We start from the raw sequence: 19500 nt of genomic DNA on the forward strand, positions 1-19500 counted from the left end.
TGCGCCACTTTGCGTCAAGCGCGTCGCCTCTTCGTTGTTCTAAGTCACTAGCCCAGCCTGAAAGGAATTTCATTCAATGCGTTTTTTTGCACTGTTCCCTCTTGCTCTTGCGGTATCGATGGCTGCTCATGGCCAAACGCTTAATGAGGCCATGCAAAGTGCCCTTGAGGTGCATCCGGAGGTTCAGGCTGGAATTCATGCACGTTTGTCGGTTGAAGAACAGATGAACGCCGCCAAAGGCGGTTACCTGCCGCGAGTTGATCTGTTGGCAGGTTATGGCCGCGAAGGCACCGACAGCTCAGGTACCCGTGGACAGAATCACAACACTGAAACCCTGACTCGCGGTGAGTCGAGCCTGCGTTTGCAGCAGATGGTGTTTGACGGCTTTGCTACCAGCAGTGAGGTCGGTCGCCAACGTGCCACTGTAAATGCACGTGCCTATGAATTGCTGGGCACTTCCGAACGCACCGCGCTGACGGTGGCGCAGGTTTATCTGGATGTGCTGACTCGCCAGGAACTGGTGCGTCTGGCCGAGAGTAACCTGGCCAGCCACGAACGTATTTATGACCAGATTACCCTGCGTAGCCAGAGTGGTGTAGGGCGCACGGCTGACCTCGATCAGGCCGAAGCGCGTCTGGCACAGGCCCGTAACAACCTGATTACTGAGCAGACCAACCTGGCTGATGCTCGGGTCAACTATTTCAGCGTGGTTGGCCGTGATGCCAGCGAGCTGAGCCCGCCGCCCGGCTTGGCTGGTCACCTGCCGGAAAGCTTGCCAGCAGCTCGCCAGGAAATGCTCGCAAACAACCCGTTTCTGAGTTCGGCCGAGGCTGATGTGCAGGCCAGTGAGCAGCAGTACGAAGCCGCCAAGTCGAGCTTCTACCCACGCTTTGATGCCGAGCTGTCACGCGGTATGGACAACAATGTCGATGGCGTCAGCGGTCATAGCAACGAGTGGCAGGCTATGTTGCGCATGCGTTACAACCTGTTCGCTGGTGGCAGCAACAAGGCCGATCTGCAGTCCAAGGCTTATCAGACCAACCAGGCCATGGACATCCGCAACAACGCTCTGCGGGTATTGAATGAAGACCTCGGTCTGGCCTGGAATGCTCTGGAAAATGCTCGCCAGCAGTTGCCGATTGCCGAGCAGTACGTTGATTACAGCAGCCGCGTGCGCGAGTCCTACCAGAAGCAGTTCAGCCTCGGCGATCGCACCCTGCTGGATTTGCTCGACAGTGAAAACGAGTTGTTCACCGCCTCGCGCCGTCTTGAGGAAGTGCGTTTCACCGAACTGTTTACTCAGTACCGGATCAAGGCCACCATGGGCTCCCTGCTCAAGAGCCAGGGTGTAGTCGCGCCGATGGCCGCCGCACCACTGGACGAGATCAAGGCCCAGGCCAACTTGCCGGGTCTGAACTGAGCCCAGTCGTTGATGAGTAAAACCCAGTGGCAGTAGACCCAAGCCCGATGCAAACCCGTAGCGATCCGCGTGATCGCTACGATGACCCTCTGCTCGACAGTCTGATGTCGCTGTGCGGCCTGCATCAGAAGTCGGTCAGCCGCGCCATGCTCACCGCCGGCTTGCCGTTACCTGAGCAACGCCTGAGTGCCGAGTTGCTGCCGCGCGCGGCGGCGCGTGCAGGGTTGCAGGGGCGCTGGTTGCGCCGTGGCTTGGAAAAGATTCCGGCACTGGCCATGCCTGCCTTGTTGCTGTTGCACGATGGTCGTAGCGCCATTCTGCTGGGCTGGGATGACCTGGGCCGTGCGCGCATCATGCCCAGCGAAAGCGAAGGGGGCGAGGTTCGCGTCAGTGCCGAAGCGCTGGCCGAGGATTACAGCGGGCGGGTGTTCTTTGCTCAGCCGCAGCACAAGTTTGATTTCAACCGTGGCGAGCTGATCCCGCGGGCCACGTCCTGGTTTCGCGACACCCTCAAGCGTTCGCGCTGGTTGTATATCGATGCCATCGCGGCGAGCTTTCTGATCAACCTGATCGGCTTGGCCACGCCGCTGTTCGTAATGAACGTGTACGACCGCGTGGTGCCCAACCAGGCTGAAGCCACGCTGTGGGTGTTGGCGATTGGGATCACCGGGGTGTTCTTCTTCGATCTGCTGCTGAAGACCCTGCGCGGCCTGTGTCTCGATCTGGCGGGCAAGAAGACCGACCTGATCATCTCCGCCACGCTGTTCGAACGCATCGTCGGCATGGCCATGAAGTTCCGCCCGGCACGGGTTGGCAGCTTTGCGCAGAACATCCACGAGTTTCAGAGTCTGCGCGATTTCCTTGCCTCGTTGACGTTGGCCAGCGTCATTGATCTGCCGTTTACCCTGTTGATTCTCGCGGTGATCGCCATGATCGGCGGCCATCTGGTGTGGATTCCGGTGCTGGCCTTCCCGCTGGTGGCCTTGATCGGCTGGGCCTTGCAGCGCCCGCTGGCCGAGACCATGCAACGTACCATGGCCCTGGCCGGTGAACGCCAGTCGAGCCTGATCGAGAGCCTGGCCGGGCTGGATGCGGTCAAGGTCAATAACGCCGAAAGCGAGCGTCAGTATCTGTGGGAGCAGACCATTGGCACCCTCAGCCGCCTGGAGCTGCGCGCGCGCATGCTTTCCAGTCTGGCGATGAACGCTACCATGCTGCTGCAGCAATTGGCCGGTGTGGTGGTGATCGTGCTCGGCGTATACCAGATCATCGACGGCAACCTGAGCATGGGCGGGCTGATTGCCTGCTACATGCTTAGCAGCCGCGCGCTGGGGCCGTTGACGCAGATTTCCGGTTTGCTCACGCGCTATCAGCAGGCGCGGGTGACGCTTGAATCGGTTAACCAGATGATGGAGCTGCCGCAGGAACGCCACGCCGATGAGCGCCCGCTCAAGCGCCAGTCGCTGCAAGGCGCGATTGAATTCCGTCAGCTGGAATTCCATTACCCGGATCAGCAGCAGGCCGCTCTGCTGGGCATCAATCTGGTGGTTCGTCCCGGCGAGAAAATCGGCATTATCGGCCGCAGTGGCTCGGGCAAAAGCTCGCTGGCCAAGCTGATTGTCGGCCTGTATCAGCCCGATGCCGGCAGCCTACTGGTGGATGGCATCGATGTGCGCCAGCTAGATGTCAGCGATCTACGGCACAACATCGGCTATGTGCCGCAGGATATTCAGCTGTTCAGCGGTACCCTGCGTGACAATCTGGTGTCCGGCGCGCGTTATGTCGAAGACGAGCTGGTGTTGCAGGCCGCCGAACTGGCGGGCGTGCACGAATTTGCCCGGCTGCACCCGAAGGGCTATGAGCTGCAGGTCGGCGAACGCGGGCAGAACCTGTCTGGCGGTCAGCGGCAGAATGTGGCCCTGGCGCGCGCGCTGTTGCTCGACCCTCCGATTCTGCTGCTCGATGAACCGACCAGCGCCATGGACAACACCGGTGAAGAACGCCTCAAACAGCGTTTGTCTGCGGTGATCGGCACCAAGACTCTGCTGCTGGTCACTCACCGTGCATCGATGCTCAGCCTGGTCGACCGGCTGATCATTGTTGACCGTGGGCAGATCATCGCCGACGGGCCGAAAGGTAGCGTGATGGAAGCGCTGAAAAAGGGGCAGATCAGTGTCAGCTAACATGCCCGAGAAAAAGAGCCTGCGTCAGGCTGTTGCCGCTTATTTCGGTAGTCACGATGAGATGGGCGATGAGCCACTGCCAGAGGTCAACAAAGCGTTGATCGAGGACGCACCGCGGGTGGTGCGGCTGACCATCTGGGGCCTGATTGCCTTTGTGGTGTTTTGCCTGTTGTGGGCCAACTTCGCCGTGGTTGATGAGGTCACTCGTGGCGATGGCAAGGCGATTCCGTCCTCACGCCTGCAGAAAATCCAGAACCTGGAAGGCGGTATCGTCGCCGAGCTATTCGTCCGCGAAGGGCAGATCGTTAATGCTGGCGACCCGCTGCTGCGCCTCGACGACACGCGCTTTGCCTCCAACGTCGGTGAAACCGAGGCCGATCGCCTGGCCCTGTTGCTGCGCGTGGAGCGCCTTAGTGCCGAAGTGCAGGATCGCGAACTGGTCGTGACCGACGAGGTGCGCGAGAAGGCGCCTAAGCAGGCGGATAACGAGATCCAGCTGTTCAACAGCCGCAAACAGCAGTTGCTTGATGAGGTGGCCGGCCTGGAAGAACAGCTTATCCAACGGCAACAGGAGCTGCGCGAGTTTGTCTCCAAGCAGGGGCAGTTCCGCAATAGCTTGAGCCTGCTGCGCCAGGAAGTGCAGATGTCCGAGCCGCTGGTGGCTCAGGGGGCGATTTCCCAGGTGGAAGTGCTGCGCCTCAAACGCGCCGAAGTGGAGGCGCGTGGCCAGCTGGAGGCCACTACTCTGGCGATACCGCGCGCCGAGTCGGCGATCAAGGAAGTCGAGCGCAAGATCGATGAAACCCGTGGGCGTTTTCGCAGCGAGGCGCTGACCCAGCTCAATGAGGCGCGCACCGAGTTGAGCAAAATCCAGTCAACCGGCAAGGCGCTGGAAGATCGGGTCAACCGCACTCTGGTGATTTCACCCGTGCGCGGCATCGTTAAACAGCTGCTGGTCACCACCATCGGTGGGGTGATTCAGCCGGGCAGCGACTTGGTGGAAATTGTGCCGCTGGGGGAAAACCTGCTGGTCGAAGCGCGGATTCGTCCGCAGGACATTGCCTTCCTGCATCCGGGCCAGGAGGCCATGGTCAAGTTCACCGCCTATGACTACACCATCTACGGCGGGCTCAAGGCCGAGCTGGAACAGATCGGTGCCGATACCGTGACTGACGATGATGGCAACAGCTTTTATGTGATCAAGCTGCGCACCAACAAGAGTCACTTGGGCACCGAGGAGAATCCGCTGCTGATCATCCCCGGTATGGTCGCTTCGGTGGACATCATTACCGGCAAGAAGAGCGTGCTCAGCTACCTGCTCAAACCGATTATCCGCGCCCGCAGCGAGGCGTTGCGCGAGCGCTAGGCAGCATATTCTGCCCACAAAAAAGCCGCAGCTAGCTGCGGCTTTTTGCTGTCTGCGGGGTTATTCGACAAACAACTGTTGCACCACCGAGAAGTCCTGCTTGCCTTTACCTTGCTTGAGCAGCAGGCGATACAGCTGCAACGCCAGTGCGCCCATGGGCGTGCTGCTGCCGCTGGCTTGTGCAGCTTCCTGTGCCAGGCCGAGGTCTTTGGTCATCAGTTCGGCCATAAAACCGCCGCTGTAGCCTTTGGACGCCGGGGCGTTTTCCATCACGCCGGGCCAGGGGTTGTACTTCTCCAGCGTCCAGTTGCCGCCTGAGCTCTGGCGCATGATCTCAGCCAGTACGGCGGGCTCCAGGCCGTTGGCCACGCCCATGGCCATGGCTTCGGCGGTGGCGATCATCTGCACCGCCAGCACCTGGTTGTTGCACACCTTGGCCACCTGGCCGGCGCCTTCAGGGCCGGCGTGAAAAATGTTCTTGCCCATGGCCTCGAAGATCGCCCGGGCTTTTTCCAGCGTCGTTGCCGCGCCGCCGATCATAAAGGTCAGGGTGCCCGCTGCTGCGCCGGCTGTGCCGCCGGATACGGGCGCGTCAAGCAGTTCGATACCGCGCGCGGTGGCCGCCTGATGCACCTTGCGTGAGGACTCCGGGGCGATGGTCGAGCATTCCAACACTAGGCTGCCGGGTGTGAGCGCGGCCAGCAGACCGTTATCACCCAGGTACAGGCCCTCGACATGGCGGCTGGCCGGCAACATGCTGACCACCACATCGGCACCTTGTACCGCATCTAGCGCGCTGCTGGCCGCTTGCGCACCGTCCTTGGCCAGGTCCTCGACGGCTGCTTGCAGCAGGTCGAATGCTCTCAGGTTGAAGCCGGCCTTGAGCAGGTTGCGCGCCATGGGCAGGCCCATGTGGCCGAGGCCGATAAAAGCGATTGTTGTCATTGTTATGCTCCTGTCGCGCTGAATAGGTGGCCGTTGCCGGGTCAGAGGTCTGCCAGTGGGTGGGCGCCTTCCCAGGCTGGGGCGAAGTGCGCGTCGATTACCTGCGGCGGAATGTTCGCTACGTCCGGCCAATGCCAGCGCGGCGCGTGGTCCTTGTCGATCAGCCGCGAGCGCACGCCCTCGGGGAATTCCGGGTGGCGGCAGCAGTTCAGGCTGATGGCGTATTCCATCTGGAATACTTCGGCCAGGGACAGCTGTTTGGCGCGTTTGATCTGCTCCCACACCAGGTGCCCGGTCAGCGGACAGCCGCCAGCCAGGGTCTTGGCGGCACGCGCCAGTAGCAGGTCGCTGTCGTTGTGCAAGGCACTGATGGCGCGCCAGGCGTGGGGCAGGTCGGCGCTGTCGAGCAATTCGTCGATGCGCGCGCGGCGCGGCAGCCACTGGGCTTCCGGCAGTTCGCCGAGGGCCTGATTTTCCAGAGCCTTGAGCAGGCTGTGCAGTTGCTGCGGGCTCTGGTCCTGCCAGTTGAGCTGGGCCAGGCCATTGAGCAGGTCCTCCTGCTGGCTGTCGAGCAGTACGCGGTCGGCCAGATCCAGGTCCAGGGCGTCGCGGGCGTTGATGCTGCTGGCGGTCAGGCCGAGAAACAGGCCGAGCTTGCCCGGCAGGCGCGCGAGGAACCAGCTGCCGCCGACATCCGGGTACAGACCGATATTCACTTCCGGCATGCCCAGGCGGCTGCTTGGGGTGACAATGCGGATGCCGGCACCCTGCATCAGGCCCATACCGCCGCCCAGCACATGGCCGTGGGCCCAGCAGATAAAGGGTTTCGGGTAGGTGTGGATGCGGTGGTCGAGGCGGTATTCGTCGGCAAAGAAACGCCGCGCCAGGGGCGGGATTTCGCCCGGGTGTTCGCGGCACTGATGCACCAGCTGCACCACGTCGCCGCCAGCGCAGAACGCTTTGGGGCCGTTGCCGCGCAGCAGCACGCAGGCGATGCTCGGGTCGTCCGCCCAGGCCTTGAGCTTGGCATTCAGCGCTTCGATCATCGGCAGCGACAGGGCATTGAGGCTCTTTTCGGCATCCAGGCTGGCGATACCGATGCGGTAACCGTGTTGGGTCGGGCGTTCTTCGAATTGCACATTCATTGTGGTTGTCACCCTACGGATTATTTATTGCGCCACTGTGGGTCGCGTTTTTCCAGGAAGGCGTTGACCCCTTCGCGGGTGTCGTCGGCGTCGAACAGGTCGACAAAGCGCTCGCGCTCTTCACTCAGCCAGCTATTCGGGCTGCGTTCGCGGGCGCCCTGGATCAGCGGTTTGATGGTGCGCACTGCCACCGGGCTTTGCCGCGCGACTTTCGCCGCCAGCAGCAGGGCATGGCCACGGGCTTCGCCGCTGTCGACCACTTGCTCGACCAGACCGATGCGCAGTGCGGTTTCTGCATCCACCCGCTCGCCGCAGAGAATCATGCGTTTGGCCCAGCCTTCGCCGATCAGCCAGCTCAGGTGCTGGGTGCCGCCGGCGCAGGGCAGCAGGCCGACCGTGGCTTCCGGTAGGGCCATCTGTGCCTGGCGCTCGGCGATGCGGATATCGCAGGCCAGGGCGCATTCCAGGCCGCCGCCCATGGCGTAGCCGTTTATCGCGGCAATCGATACGCCGCGGAAATCGCGCAGCGCCTCGAAGGCTTCGCCGAAACGCCGGGCCATCTCGCGGGCACGGGCCTTGTCGCCATCGGCGAACAGCTTGAGGTCGGCGCCAGCGCTGAAGAACTTGCCGCCCTGGCCGGTAATCACCAGGGCGTAGATGTCATCGTCGCGGTTGAGGTGTTCAACCAGCAGCTTGAGGCCGATCAGCGAGTCGCGGTCCCAGGTATTGGCCGGCGGCTGGTTGATGGTGATCAGCGCGGTATGGCCGTGCTTTTCCACGGTGAGCTTGTGGGTCAGGTCAAACACGCCGGGGTTGTAGGCTTCGATGGCGTTGCTCATAACGGTCCTCGTCAGGTTGCTCCCCTCACCCTTTGGGAGAGGGGCTGGGGGAGAGGGCTGCGGGCGACGCCGACCCTCTCCCTAACCCTCTCCCCGAGGGGAGAGGGAATTAAAAGCTACAGCAAGCGATCAAGCATGCCGCCTTGATCCAGCAGGCGGCGGGCGATGATCACCCGCATGATTTCGTTGGTGCCTTCGAGTATCTGGTGCACGCGGCTGTCGCGCACCCAGCGCTCCAGCGGGTAGTCGTTCAGATAGCCGTAACCGCCATGCAGCTGCAGCGCTTCGTTGCATAGGGTGAAGCAGTGATCAGTGGCAAAGCGCTTGGCCATGGCGCAATACAGGCTGGCTTCGCTGTGGCCGTGGTCCAGCTTGTGCGCGGCCAGACGCACCATCTGCCGGCTGGCGGTCAGATCTGTGAGCATGTCGGCGAGCTTGAATTGCAGAGACTGGAAGTCGCTCAGCGGCTTGCCGAACTGTTTGCGTTCTTCCACATAACGCAGCGATTGCTCCAGCGCCGCTTGTGCCGCGCCCAGCGAGCAGCTGGCGATATTGATGCGCCCGCCATCCAGGCCCTTCATCGCGTAGACAAAGCCCTGGCCTTCTGGGCCGATGCGATTACCGGCGGGGATGCGCACGCCTTCGAAGGTAATCGTGCGAGTAGGCTGGGCGCGCCAGCCCATTTTCAATTCATTGCGTCCGTACTTCACGCCCTCGGCATCGGCCGGCACCAGGAAGCAGGACACACCCTTGGCGCCGCTTTCGTCGCCGGTGCGCGCCATCACGATCAGTACATCGGTGGAGCCGGCGCCGGAGATAAAGCACTTGCTGCCGTCCAGAACGTAGTCATCGCCATCACGCTTGGCGCGGGTGCGCAGGTGGGCGGCGTCGGAGCCGGCGTCCGGTTCGGTCAGACAGTAGGAAGCGAGCAGTTCGCCGCTGACCAGGCGCGGCAGCCAGGCATCTTTCAGCGCCTGGTCGGCGAAGGAGGCGAGCATCCATGAGGCCATGTTGTGGATGGTCAGAAACGCCGTGGTGGCGATGCAGCCAGCCGACAGCTGTTCGAAAATCAGCGATGAAGACAGCCGCGACAAACCCAGCCCGCCGTCTTCTTCTTTGATGTACAGGGCCAGGTAGCCCTGTTCCGCCGCACGCTTGATCACATCCACCGGGAAGTGGTGGTCGCGGTCCCAGTCGGCGGCATGCGGGGCTAGTTCACGGCTGGCAAACTGGCGGGCGCTGTCTACCAGCAGGCGTTGTTCATCGCTGAGTTCGAAATCCATAAGTCCTCATTGCAGGGTCAGGGGTTGCCCGGCGGCGCGTCGTTCGGCCTGCCATTCGGCGAGGCTGGGTGCCGCTTGGGTGGCGTCGAGGCGATCGACGATTTCAAAGTAGTCTTGTTTGAGCGGGTCTTTCAGCACTTCGGCGCGCGCTTTGACTTTGACGGCATACACCGTCTGCAGGTTTTGGTGGTCGAGGGTGCGCCAGGTTTGTTGATCCTTGAGCAGCTGATAGCTGTGGCCTTCCAGGGCCTTGATCAGCGCTTCGCTGTCGAGGCTGTTCGCCCGTTTGGCGGCATCGGCCCATTGATAGACGATGCTGTAGGCCGACGCGGCAGAGCTGGATGGGTACATCGCGTAGCGTTCACTGAAGGTTTTGACGAAGGCTTCGCCGCGCATGGATTTCTCCAGCGCGGGTACGCGCCAGGTCCAGGGTTCAGTGCCGATTACACCTTCCATCAAGCCGGGGCCGCCTTGCTCGACCATGCTCTGGGTCAGGTTGGGCGCCACGATTTGCATGCGCTCGGTCAGCCCCAGATCCTTGGCGATGCGCATGGCGCGCACCAGGTCTTCGCCGAACAGCACCAGGGCCAGCACTTCGGCATTGCTCGATGCAGCCTGGGTCAGGGCATCCTGATAGTCGGCCAGGCGGGCGCCGGGGAAGCTCACCTTGAGCCCAGGATGCTGGCCGCTGTCTTCGCTGCTGGTGGTCTGGCGCAACGAGCTTTCGGTGGTGTGGCCCCAGGTGTAGTCGGAGGTGATATAGAAGTAGCGCTTGTTCGGCAGATTCTTGCTCAGGTATTGGCCCAGCACCCGCGCGCTCATCCAGGCGTTGTTGCACTCGCGGAACATATAGCGGTGGCCGTCCTTGCCGGTGGTGTCGTTGGAGTAGGTGAGGGTGCCGAAATACAGCAGCCCATGCTGCGCCGCACGCTTGCCGGAGGCGATGGCCACCGCGCTTGATGAGCCGCCAAACAGCATGGCCGCGCCTTCGCTGGCCAGCTTGTCGACGTTCTTCAGCGCCTTGGCCGGACGCGACGCGGTGTCCTTGCTGGATAGACGCAGCGGACGCCCGAGCACACCGCCCTGGGCGTTGAGCTCGTCGATGGCCAGCAAGGCTCCGCGCATTTGTGCCAATCCTTCTTCCTTATACGGGCCGGTGCGTGGGTAGTTGAGGCCGAGGGTAATCGGCTCAGCCGCCTGTGCACAGGCAGTAAGCCCGGCCCATAGGGCCAGGGCGGTGGTCAATCGTTGCATGGCAGTTCTCCTTGTTCTTGTTGTTGGAACTCGGAGAACTTTTTACGCCATTGGACTTATTGTTGAGATCGTCTATTGGTCTAACAACCTGTTTACGAGCTGCTGCGCGTCGGCCCTGCGGCGTTAAAAACAGCCTCGGAATGCTCATGTACAAAAGTACACTCCGCTTCCTCACCGTTTGACCAGCCGGAGGCTGTTACAACGTAGCGCCTTGCCGGACTCTAGCTCGCGAGCTCGTAAAGCAGGCTCTAACAGGGCTGACCCCGTTCTCATTTCAATTGAATAGTCATATTTGCACCGGCCACCGAATCCTCATCAAACCAGCGACTGGTCACCGTTTTGGTTTCGGTGAAGAAGCGCACGCCCTGTTTGCCGTAGGCGTGCAGGTCACCGTAGAACGAACCCTTCCAACCGGTAAAGGAGAAGAACGGCAGCGGCACCGGCACCGGTACGTTGATGCCGACCTGGCCGACTTCCACCGCGTGCTGGTAATGCCGCGCCGCGCCGCCGGAGCGGGTGAAGATCGAGGTGCCGTTGCCGTAGGGGCTGGCGTTGACCAGCTCGATGGCCTCCTCAAGCGTATCGACTTCCATGCACACCAGCACCGGGCCGAAGATTTCCTCGCGGTACAGGCTCATCTTGGCGGTAACGCCGCGAAACAGGGTTGGGCCGACCCAGTTGCCATTGGGGTAACCCTCGACTGCGCAGTGCGAACCGTCCAGCAGGCACTCGGCCCCTTCAGCCTTACCCTCGGCAATCAGGCGCAGCACACGCTGTTTCGCCTGCTGGCTGATCAACGGGCCGAAGGCGGCGTGGCCATCTGTCCAGTAGCCGGGTTGCAGGTCGGCCATTTGCGCCTGCAACTCATCGATCCACTGCTTCGATTCGCCGACAAACACCGCCACGCTGATCGCCATGCAACGCTGCCCGGCCGCGCCGCAACTGGCGCCGACCAGGTTGCTCAGCACCTGCTGCTTGTTGGCGTCGGGCATGATCACCATATGGTTCTTCGCCCCGGCAAAGGCCTGCACACGCTTCAGGTGCGCGGTGCCCGTGCGGTAGATATGCTGGCCAACCGGCACCGAGCCGACGAAGGAGATGGCACGGATATCCGGATGGGTGAGCAGGCTGTCGACCACCTCGCGGGCACCGTGCAGCACCTGCAAAACGCCCTTGGGCGCGCCGGCTTCGATAAACAGCTCGGCCAGGCGATTGGGGGTCAGCGGGTCCTGCTCCGAGGGCTTGAGAATAAAGGTATTGCCGGCGGCGATGGCCAGGGGAAACATCCACAACGGAATCATCGCCGGGAAGTTGAACGGGGTGACGCCCACGCATACGCCCAGCGGCTGAATCCAGCTGGCGGTGTCGATGTCGCGGGCGACGTTCTCCATGGTCTCGCCCATCATCAGGCTGGCGATATTGCAGGCCTGCTCGACCACCTCGATGCCGCGCCAGACATCGCCCTTGGCATCGGCCAGGGTCTTGCCGGTTTCGCCGGCGAGAATTTCCGCCAGCTCGTCATGGTGTTCCTTAAGCAGGTGCTGGTAACGCAGCATCACCCGCGCGCGGTCAGATACTGGCACTTCGCGCCAGGTGAGGAAGGCTGCCTTGGCACTGGCAATCGCTGCTTCGATTTCCTCGGCGGTAGCCTTGGGCGCCAGGGCCAGGACTTCCTGGGTTGCCGGGTCGGTGACTTCGATAAATTCGCGGGCGCGGCTTTCGCGCCATTCACCGTCGATCAACTGTGGGATTGCCTTGGCCATGCGTTCCTCCGGCGAGCTTCTGCGTGGGCTCGGTTGTTGTTTTGTCCGTGTTATAGCCGCCTTGTGCGGCTTTGTGGATTGACGATCTTGGCCTGTGGATGGACTATCTTGGGATTTGATCTGTAGCCCGGATGCAATCCGGGAGCATTGTTCCCGGATTGCATCCGGGCTACGTGAGTACCCCAATGCGCGCTTTTGTCGATACATCCAACTGGCCATTGCCGGCCAATGGCGTGCGCTTTATCACGCCGCCCCGTCTGCGTCGCTTATTGGCAAGGCATCCCCTCGGGCAGGGCTGTTATCCCCTAGCCCTGGGTTACTACCCCGAGGCGCTGGGTCACCGCATGCATCGCCCGCAGCCGGAGGATCACCTGCTGATCTACTGCCGTGCCGGGCAGGGCTGGCTGGAGATGGCGGATGGACGATTAGCTGTCAGTGGTGGCGATCTGCTGCTGTTGCCAAAAGGCGTGATGCACGCCTATGGCGCGGACGTGGACAAGCCCTGGACGCTGTACTGGGTGCATTTTGATGGCGAGCTGGTAGCGGACTTTCTCAAGCCCTTAGGCAAGGGGCCGCTGTGGCGCATCGGCGTGCAGCCGCGCCTGCTGGCCGAGTTCGATGCCTTGCTCAACCTGCGCAAGCAGGGCTTGAATCTGGCGCATTTCGTTCATGCCGCGCACCAGTTGCAGGTGCTGCTGACTTCTCTGGCGGTGTTGCCGGCGCGCGCCACGCTGAAATCCGGGCGGGTGCTCGATGTCGACGCGGTGCAGGCGGTGATGCGCGCCCATCTGCATGACGCGCTTAATCTCGACGAGTTGGCCGCGCAGTTCAAACTGTCGCGCTTTCACTTCGCCAAAACCTACCGCGCCCTGACCGGGCATGCGCCGATTCAGGACTTTATCCAACTGAAAATGGCCCACGCCTGCCGCCTGCTCGATGAAGGCGAGCAGGGCATCCGCCAGGTGGCCGAGCAGTTGGGCTATGACGATGTGTATTACTTCTCGCGGCTGTTTCGCAAAGTGGTGGGCATGGCGCCCAGTCATTACCGGGCGCTGCATCAGGGGTAACTCAGCAGTTCTCAGGGCGCATGCGTAACAATCGGTCAAAAGCAATTGTTCAGTCATGGTGACTGTCAGCCCATGGTTGTCGATTGGCGATGCGCGATAACCGGCCGGAAGCACGCACACGGAGCTCCGAGGCTGGGCAAGTCGAGAGTAGAGCGTTCAACACGTTGTGAACCGAGCCGGCACGTGGGGGCGGGCCATGCATCGGTGAACGGACCGATTCTAGTCGTTGAAGCTTGCGTTCTCTTTGCGCGGGACTTGGTCCGCTGTTGTACGTCTAGCCGCGCCGGGCGGTGCGAACAATGCGCGCCAGATATCCCCAAGGCTGCGTGCGTTAGCCACATCACGCACCAGATTAATCCACTCATGGAAGGCGATGCGCAACGGGTTGTATGTCAGCAGCGGAGTGGTCAGGCCATAGCGCGGTGGCATATCGGCGCGTTCCTCCACATAGGTGCCAAATAGGTGGTCGAAGAGCATCAGCACGCCGCCATAGTTACAGTCCAGGTATTCCGGGTTGCTGCCGTGATGCACGCGGTGGTTGGAGGGGGAATTGAACCAGCGCTCAAACACGCTTCCCAGCTTCGGTATCCAGGTGGTGTGCAGCCAAAACTGATAGAGCAGATTGGCCGACATCGCGAGCATCACCGCCAACGGTGAAAAACCGAGCCATACCAACGGCGCGAAGAACACTGCCGTACCGGTGAGCTTGCCCGTCCAGCCCAGCCGCAGGGCGGTGGCCAGCGTCAGCTGATTGGGTGAATGATGCACGGCATGCGTCGCCCAGAACCAGCGCACGCGATGGGCACTTCGGTGGTACCAGTAGTAGCAAAGCTCCTCGCCTACGAACAACAGTACGAAGGCCCACCAGGTGTCCATCGTGATGGTGAACAGGCGATGCTCGTAGATCCAGCCAAGCAGCAGAATCGCAAGCACCAGGCCGAGCCCGGTGGACACTGCGTCGGTGATGCCGCGCCCGATTGCATCAGCGATTGACGCGGCAAAGGCTCGCCAATCATAGCCACCCGGGGTACGACGCGAGAGGGCGATGCCTTCAATGGCAGCAATACCCAGCAAGACGACAATCAAGGCGCTGAGCCAGGGCCGCAGATCGGAAGTCGCGAAGTCATTCAAGGCGATGTGATCCATGATGGTCAGTCTCCGGCCGCGGCTTGGCAACCCGCACTTAACTCGGTACGCCTGTCCTTCTGGCACTGTTTCTTCTCGCCCTCATCCGTTATGTCCGCGCACAACTGCTGGATTTCGACTGCACAGGTGTCGATCTTGTTGAGCTGGAATTGGCATGCAGCAGACAACTGACGGGTGTTCTCGCGCAGGCAGGTGACAATGCGCCCCTCGCCAGGTCGCAGGCTGGTGCAAAATTTTCGCGCATCGCTGCGACAGGCCTGCGCCAGGGTGCGTTCGCTGGCCGTTACAGGGGCGCTGGCCCATAGCATCGCGGCACATAGTCCACCGAGGGCTAGGGTTCGGGCGAGGTCGGCAAATCGTCGAGTGTGCATTGCACGCGTCTTGGTGTTTTGGTGGCTGTGATGGTCTTGGTCATGACGCGCGGATGCCGGTGTGACGACGGCATCCATGGCTGAGGCAAAGGGGCGTGAGTGAACCTTGTGCATGGCGGACTCTTATGGGAGGGTGAAAGGCAGATGCATCGCACTGAGCATGTGCAAATATTAAGTGCCGCCCGGTGTTGTGCGCGTCTACGAAAAACGACGAATTGCGACAGCGCTGTCGTATAGCTAAATAAAGGGCCATGCCGCGAATGCAACCGCAGATTCTTATCGTCGATGACGATGCCGAACTGTCCGCCATGCTGGTGGAGTTGCTGGCACGCGAGGGCTGGTCCACGCAAACGGCATTGAGCGCGGGCGATGGCGAGCGAGCACTGTCGGCAGGCCAGCCGGACGTCGTTCTGCTTGATGTAATGCTGCCTGACGGTAATGGTTTCGAGCTCGCCCGTCGCTGGCGTGCGGCGTACTCGGCCCTCGGCCTTGTGATGCTCACTGCCCGTGGCGATCCAATGGACCGCGTGCTCGGACTGGAGATTGGTGCCGACGATTATCTGGCCAAACCCTTCGAGCCCCGTGAGCTGGTGGCACGCGTACGTGCGCTGCTGCGCCGCGCGAAACCGGAGCGTGCAGACACCGCTGTGCTGCGTTTTGCAGGACTGTCGATTGATTTCCTCAAGCGTGAAGTCATCGCCGACGGCGGTGTCGTGACGCTCACCAGTATTGAATTCAAGCTGCTGGTTGCGTTGGCCAAGCAGCCTGGCACCCCGCTGACACGCGAGGCGCTTTCCGAGGCGGTGCAAGTAGGCAGCTACCAACCGCAGGAGCGTACTGTCGACGTGCAGATTGCGCGGTTGCGGCGCAAGCTGCGCGACGCGAGCATGGGCACCCAGTGGATCGACACCGTGCGCGGTGAGGGGTATGCCTTCATACCACGTGGTGCCGGTGCCCGTGCGTCTTAGCGAATTAGCCCGATGAGCCGCTACGGCAGTTTGTTTGCGCGCCTGCTTGCGGCTCAAGTGGCGGTGGCCATCGTGCTCACCGCGATGCTGGCGATGATCTTCTACGCGGAGCGCCACCGCACGGTGGCGCAGCTTGTTGCATCACGCTGGGCACCCGCCTTGATGCTCGTGGCACAAGGGGCTCCGATGGAGAAGGCACGGCAAATTGCGCCCGGCCCCTTGCAGGCCTCGGATCAGCGACCTGGTGAGGTGTTCGGGATCGCATCACTGACGCCGCGCCGATCAATTGTCAGCCAGGCATTGATTGAGGCCGGATTGCCGGTGGCAGATCTGGTCTTCGGTCGTAAACGTGACGTCACAGCGGTAGCGCCGACGCTTTGGTTGGCGCTACGGGGCACAGATGGCAGCGTGCGCTGGGTGGGTTTCGAAAGTGCCATTGTCGAAGAGGCGCTGGGCGAGCGGGTGCTGATCGCAACGCTACTGCTGGTCGGGCTGGCTATCGCTGCCAGTGCGTTGATCGCACATCGTCTGGCACAGCCGCTCGAAGCCCTGCGCGCGCGTATTGCGGCCGACGATGTATCCAGCGACCCGCTGCCACACGCTAGCGCGGAAGTCCAAGCGATCGACGAAGCCTGGCGTACGCTGCGGCAGTCCCTTGATCAACAAGAACGCGAGCGTGCATTACTGTTGGCGGGTGTGTCGCATGATCTTCGAAGTCCGCTTGGCCGGATTTGCATGGCGGCCGAGCTTTTGCCTGAGGGCGATGGCATTGCCCCGAAGCGCGAAGTCATCGTGCGTAATGCGCTGCAAGCAGATCGGCTCGTAGGAAGCTTTCTCGACTATGTGCGCAGTGGTGAGCTGTGTCTGAACGAGACGGTGGATGTGGCCGTAGTGGCAAACAGCGTAGTGGCGCAGCAGCAGCGCGCCGATACGGAGTTGCTGGTTGCAGTACCGCCGTCGCTCATGGTGCCTCACGCCAGTGGCGTGCTGCTTGAGCGCGTGATTGGCAACCTGCTCGACAATGCGTTTACCCACGGTCAGCCGCCGGTGCGATTGACCGTGGGCACGGTGGGTCTCAGGGCTCTGATTGAGGTCGAGGACTGCGGGTCGGGTATCGCGCCGGAAGATCAGCAGGCGATGCTGCAAGCCTTTGCACGTGGCGATACGGCCCGCCGGCACCCGGGTTTGGGGCTGGGGTTGGCAGTTGTGCAGCGCGTTGCAATACGAATGCGCGGTAGCGTTACGTTCTCCCGTTCGCCTGATGCTGCAAGGACCATCGCACGGTTTGAGTGGCCGATAGGCTGACGCAGCGAACGCCAGCAGTGCGCAAGCAGCGCTAGGCCCGGACTCTCCAGTAGGAGGAGTTTTACTGGTTCTGGGGGCAGGCAGCAAAAATGAAGCTGTTGCAACGGCTGTAGCTGCTTTAGCTCGGCCACGTCTTTATTGCTGCTGCCGCGCAAGGAGGTAATCTCCGTTCAGATTGAAGTGCTCCGAGCTGAGCCTCTGAACGTTACTAATGAGTCTCTCGTTTATTTCGAGACTTCCGAGCCAAATATCGCAACAACAAAAATCAGGGGATACACCTTTGTTTTCGGCTGATTTTGCTCATCACGATCAACTGCGACGAATTAAAAGTAGCCACTATTGAGCGGCCGCTTTTGGCCGGCAGTCCCGGTTGTAACAGGTTGGTGTCGGCCAAAAGCAGCCATTATTGAATGGCTACGAATCCAGAGGTGATCTAGCCACCAGAAAATTCACGCACAGCCCATTCCCCGTGTTTACAAACTCAAGCTCGCAACCACAGCGCTCGGCGATCGCCTTGACGATGGAAAGCCCCAGGCCGCTGCCTTCGCCGGTGGAGTTGCGCCAGAAGCGTTCGGTCAGTTGAGCGAGCTTGTCCGGGGCGACTCCAGGCCCGGAGTCGCGCACGCTGAAGCAAACCTTATCGCCGCGCAATTGCACGCTCAGACTGACTGCCGTGCCCGGCGGAGTGTGGCGCTGGGCGTTGTCCAGCAGGTTGCGCAAGGCTGCAATCGCCAGGGTTGGCGGCATTGGGAACAGGCGCTGTGCACTGGTATCGAGCAGCTGCAGCTCGATGGCGGGCTGGCCGTGCTGCTGGGCGTCGCCGATAGCCATCTGCGCTACTTGCTCGGCGCTGTATTGCAGGTTCTCGTCAAACGGCAGCCGACCTTCGACCCGCGCGAGTAACAGCAACTGCTCCAGGGTCTGATGCAGGCGGTCGGCACCAGCTTCGGCGTTCGCCAGGGCCTGGCGGGCGGTTTCGCCCTCGGTCATGCCGGCCACCTGCAGGTGGGTTTTGATCGCAGTCAGTGGGCTGCGCAGTTCATGGGCGGCATCGTCGGTCAGTCGGCGCTCGCGCTCGATGGCCTGGGCGATACGTTGAAACAGCTGATTCTGGGTAGCCACCAGCGGTTGCAGCTCTTGCGGCAGGCCTTCGATATGCAGCGGCTCGATGCTGTCGGCACTGCGTTGGGCCAACGCCTGGCGGATGCGGCGTAGCGGCGACAGCTCGCGGCTGAGGCCAAACCAGAGCACCAGCAGGCTGCCAACCAAGGCCAACAATACTGGAGCGGCGGCAGCCAGCAGAATGGAACGTTTGAGCGTGTCGCGTTCGTCCAGTCGATCCGCCGTGGTCACCCGCATATCGCCTTCGACCAGGGTGAAGGTGCGCCAGGTGAGATCACCAATAGTGCGCTCATGAAAACCGCTTTCCGCCACGCCCAAGGCGCTGTCCGGTGCGGCGCGGCTGCTTGCGAGGATCTCGCCACGCACCGAGCTGATCTGGCAGGCGATGCCTTCGGGAATGCCTAGCTGTTCGGTGCTCAGTGGCGTTCCTGATTCCCCCTGTTGTGGTGACGGCAACTGGGCGAGCAATCCGGCAACCATGCGCGCGGAAGACGCCAGGCGCTGATCGAGCGAGAGCGTCAGCTGATTACGCAGATCAAACAGCATCCACACAGCAGCCAGTGACCAGAGCAGCACAAAGGCTGAGCCAAGAATTAGGGTTAGGCGCAGGCGCAAACTCATGGGCTATTGCTCTCGTCTGAGGTGGTCGCGTGCCCGGCCGGCCCCAGGCGGTAGCCCAGACCGCGTACCGTCTCAACGATACCGTTGCCCAGCTTGCGCCGCAGGTGGTGGATATGCACGTTGAGGGCATTACTCTCGACCTCGCCATCGAGGCCGTAGACCGCGTCCTTGAGCTGTTCGCCGCTGAGCACCCGACCTGGGCTTTGCAACAGCGCCTGCAGCAACACCTGCTCACGGCGCGACAAGTCGACCGGCTGCTCATGCAGAAACGCCTGGCAGGCTACCGGGTCGTAATGCAGCGGGCCGTGCTCGACCTGCGGGCTTGCTCGTCCGGCGGCGCGGCGCAGCAAGGCATGCAGGCGCGCGGCGAGTTCGCGCAGGTCGAAGGGTTTGACCAGGTAATCGTCGGCGCCGTCCTGCAGGCCGGACACGCGGTCGGCGACCGAGTCACGGGCAGTTAGCAACAATACGGGCAACGCCACACCCCGCTGACGCAGGCGGCGCAGCAGGCTCAGGCCGTCTTCATCGGGCAGGCCCAGGTCTAGCACCAGCGCGTCGAACTCCACCGTGCGCAACAACGCCTCAGCCTCGGCCGCAGTCGCGGCGTGCATCACGCGAAAGCCCTGGGCGGTGAGCCCGGCCACGATGCCGCTGGCGATCAGGGCGTTGTCTTCAATCAGCAATATGTACATGGAACCAGTC

The 19500-nt window shown here is 61.9% G+C and carries 16 protein-coding genes; 6 read left to right on the forward strand and 10 right to left on the reverse strand.

Annotated features, from left to right (window positions below; all coding sequences use genetic code 11):
- Nucleotides 1-76: 76 nt before the first annotated feature.
- The 3 genes from RHP75_RS06895 to RHP75_RS06905 all read left to right on the forward strand — a co-directional run bounded on the left by RHP75_RS06895 (nucleotide 77) and on the right by RHP75_RS06905 (nucleotide 4969).
- On the forward strand, nucleotides 77-1420 hold the full coding sequence (locus RHP75_RS06895; protein WP_311091077.1) for a TolC family outer membrane protein: 1344 nt from the start codon (nucleotides 77-79) through the stop codon (nucleotides 1418-1420).
- A 47-nt stretch (nucleotides 1421-1467) separates the two neighbouring features.
- Complete coding sequence (locus tag RHP75_RS06900; protein WP_311091078.1) at nucleotides 1468-3603, forward strand: type I secretion system permease/ATPase; 2136 nt, start codon at nucleotides 1468-1470, stop codon at nucleotides 3601-3603.
- A 61-nt stretch (nucleotides 3604-3664) separates the two neighbouring features.
- Entirely contained in the window at nucleotides 3665-4969 is a 1305-nt protein-coding gene (locus RHP75_RS06905; protein ID WP_311091877.1) for an HlyD family type I secretion periplasmic adaptor subunit, read from the forward strand.
- A 60-nt stretch (nucleotides 4970-5029) separates the two neighbouring features.
- Here RHP75_RS06905 and mmsB read toward each other — a convergent pair whose 3' ends face one another.
- From mmsB to RHP75_RS06935, 6 genes are all read right to left on the reverse strand, one after another.
- Nucleotides 5030-5914 (reverse strand): 3-hydroxyisobutyrate dehydrogenase, encoded by an 885-nt coding sequence (gene mmsB, locus RHP75_RS06910; protein ID WP_311091079.1) that lies wholly within the window; start codon nucleotides 5912-5914, stop codon nucleotides 5030-5032.
- A gap of 41 nt (nucleotides 5915-5955) precedes the next feature.
- Complete coding sequence (locus tag RHP75_RS06915) at nucleotides 5956-7059, reverse strand: enoyl-CoA hydratase/isomerase family protein (RefSeq protein WP_311091080.1); 1104 nt, start codon at nucleotides 7057-7059, stop codon at nucleotides 5956-5958.
- A gap of 20 nt (nucleotides 7060-7079) precedes the next feature.
- A complete protein-coding gene (locus RHP75_RS06920) occupies nucleotides 7080-7898 on the reverse strand; it encodes an enoyl-CoA hydratase (RefSeq protein ID WP_311091081.1) in 819 nt (272 codons plus the stop codon).
- Nucleotides 7899-8014: 116 nt separating this feature from the next.
- Nucleotides 8015-9181 carry an acyl-CoA dehydrogenase family protein gene (locus RHP75_RS06925; RefSeq protein WP_311091082.1) on the reverse strand — a complete coding sequence of 389 codons (1167 nt, stop codon included), beginning with the start codon at nucleotides 9179-9181 and terminating at the stop codon, nucleotides 8015-8017.
- 6 nt (nucleotides 9182-9187) lie between these two features.
- A complete protein-coding gene (locus RHP75_RS06930; RefSeq protein ID WP_311091083.1) occupies nucleotides 9188-10435 on the reverse strand; it encodes an ABC transporter substrate-binding protein in 1248 nt (415 codons plus the stop codon).
- 269 nt (nucleotides 10436-10704) lie between these two features.
- The gene (locus tag RHP75_RS06935; RefSeq protein WP_311091084.1) at nucleotides 10705-12198 is read right to left on the reverse strand and encodes a CoA-acylating methylmalonate-semialdehyde dehydrogenase; all 1494 of its coding nucleotides are present in this window, start codon (nucleotides 12196-12198) and stop codon (nucleotides 10705-10707) included.
- A gap of 185 nt (nucleotides 12199-12383) precedes the next feature.
- Between RHP75_RS06935 and RHP75_RS06940 the strand changes: the two genes are divergently transcribed.
- Nucleotides 12384-13265, forward strand: a complete 882-nt coding sequence (locus RHP75_RS06940) for an AraC family transcriptional regulator (RefSeq protein ID WP_311091085.1) — start codon at nucleotides 12384-12386, stop codon at nucleotides 13263-13265.
- A 219-nt stretch (nucleotides 13266-13484) separates the two neighbouring features.
- On the opposite strand, the gene RHP75_RS06945 is transcribed toward RHP75_RS06940, so the two are convergent.
- On the reverse strand, nucleotides 13485-14411 hold the full coding sequence (locus RHP75_RS06945; RefSeq protein WP_311091086.1) for a sterol desaturase family protein: 927 nt from the start codon (nucleotides 14409-14411) through the stop codon (nucleotides 13485-13487).
- Between the two features lie 5 nt (nucleotides 14412-14416).
- Nucleotides 14417-14896: a cysteine rich repeat-containing protein gene (locus RHP75_RS06950; RefSeq protein WP_311091087.1), complete on the reverse strand. Its 480-nt coding sequence runs from the start codon at nucleotides 14894-14896 to the stop codon at nucleotides 14417-14419.
- Nucleotides 14897-15033: 137 nt separating this feature from the next.
- Between RHP75_RS06950 and RHP75_RS06955 the strand changes: the two genes are divergently transcribed.
- Together RHP75_RS06955 and RHP75_RS06960 are read left to right on the forward strand one after the other, a co-directional pair.
- Nucleotides 15034-15750, forward strand: a complete 717-nt coding sequence (locus RHP75_RS06955; protein ID WP_311091088.1) for a response regulator transcription factor — start codon at nucleotides 15034-15036, stop codon at nucleotides 15748-15750.
- Nucleotides 15751-15762: 12 nt separating this feature from the next.
- Entirely contained in the window at nucleotides 15763-17055 is a 1293-nt protein-coding gene (locus RHP75_RS06960) for an ATP-binding protein (RefSeq protein ID WP_311091089.1), read from the forward strand.
- A 414-nt stretch (nucleotides 17056-17469) separates the two neighbouring features.
- Here RHP75_RS06960 and RHP75_RS06965 read toward each other — a convergent pair whose 3' ends face one another.
- Both RHP75_RS06965 and RHP75_RS06970 read right to left on the reverse strand, forming a co-directional pair.
- A complete protein-coding gene (locus tag RHP75_RS06965; protein WP_311091090.1) occupies nucleotides 17470-18798 on the reverse strand; it encodes an ATP-binding protein in 1329 nt (442 codons plus the stop codon).
- A complete protein-coding gene (locus tag RHP75_RS06970; RefSeq protein WP_311091091.1) occupies nucleotides 18795-19490 on the reverse strand; it encodes a response regulator transcription factor in 696 nt (231 codons plus the stop codon). The genes RHP75_RS06965 and RHP75_RS06970 overlap by 4 nt, the downstream gene beginning before the upstream one ends.
- Nucleotides 19491-19500 lie beyond the last annotated feature (10 nt).

Source organism: Pseudomonas sp. SG20056 (genome assembly GCF_031764535.1).
GTDB lineage: Bacteria > Pseudomonadota > Gammaproteobacteria > Pseudomonadales > Pseudomonadaceae > Aquipseudomonas.

Bases quoted from the DNA above. Each gene is read 5' to 3' on its own strand.
- RHP75_RS06895 (WP_311091077.1), top strand. From the start codon at position 77: ATGCGTTTTTTTGCACTGTTCCCTCTTGCTCTTGCGGTATCGATGGCT.
- RHP75_RS06900 (WP_311091078.1), top strand. From the start codon at position 1,468: ATGCAAACCCGTAGCGATCCGCGTGATCGCTACGATGACCCTCTGCTC.
- RHP75_RS06905 (WP_311091877.1), top strand. From the start codon at position 3,665: ATGGGCGATGAGCCACTGCCAGAGGTCAACAAAGCGTTGATCGAGGAC.
- mmsB (WP_311091079.1), bottom strand. From the start codon at position 5,914: ATGACAACAATCGCTTTTATCGGCCTCGGCCACATGGGCCTGCCCATG.
- RHP75_RS06915 (WP_311091080.1), bottom strand. From the start codon at position 7,059: ATGAATGTGCAATTCGAAGAACGCCCGACCCAACACGGTTACCGCATC.
- RHP75_RS06920 (WP_311091081.1), bottom strand. From the start codon at position 7,898: ATGAGCAACGCCATCGAAGCCTACAACCCCGGCGTGTTTGACCTGACC.
- RHP75_RS06925 (WP_311091082.1), bottom strand. From the start codon at position 9,181: ATGGATTTCGAACTCAGCGATGAACAACGCCTGCTGGTAGACAGCGCC.
- RHP75_RS06930 (WP_311091083.1), bottom strand. From the start codon at position 10,435: ATGCAACGATTGACCACCGCCCTGGCCCTATGGGCCGGGCTTACTGCC.
- RHP75_RS06935 (WP_311091084.1), bottom strand. From the start codon at position 12,198: ATGGCCAAGGCAATCCCACAGTTGATCGACGGTGAATGGCGCGAAAGC.
- RHP75_RS06940 (WP_311091085.1), top strand. From the start codon at position 12,384: ATGCGCGCTTTTGTCGATACATCCAACTGGCCATTGCCGGCCAATGGC.
- RHP75_RS06945 (WP_311091086.1), bottom strand. From the start codon at position 14,411: ATGGATCACATCGCCTTGAATGACTTCGCGACTTCCGATCTGCGGCCC.
- RHP75_RS06950 (WP_311091087.1), bottom strand. From the start codon at position 14,896: ATGCACAAGGTTCACTCACGCCCCTTTGCCTCAGCCATGGATGCCGTC.
- RHP75_RS06955 (WP_311091088.1), top strand. From the start codon at position 15,034: ATGCCGCGAATGCAACCGCAGATTCTTATCGTCGATGACGATGCCGAA.
- RHP75_RS06960 (WP_311091089.1), top strand. From the start codon at position 15,763: ATGAGCCGCTACGGCAGTTTGTTTGCGCGCCTGCTTGCGGCTCAAGTG.
- RHP75_RS06965 (WP_311091090.1), bottom strand. From the start codon at position 18,798: ATGAGTTTGCGCCTGCGCCTAACCCTAATTCTTGGCTCAGCCTTTGTG.
- RHP75_RS06970 (WP_311091091.1), bottom strand. From the start codon at position 19,490: ATGTACATATTGCTGATTGAAGACAACGCCCTGATCGCCAGCGGCATC.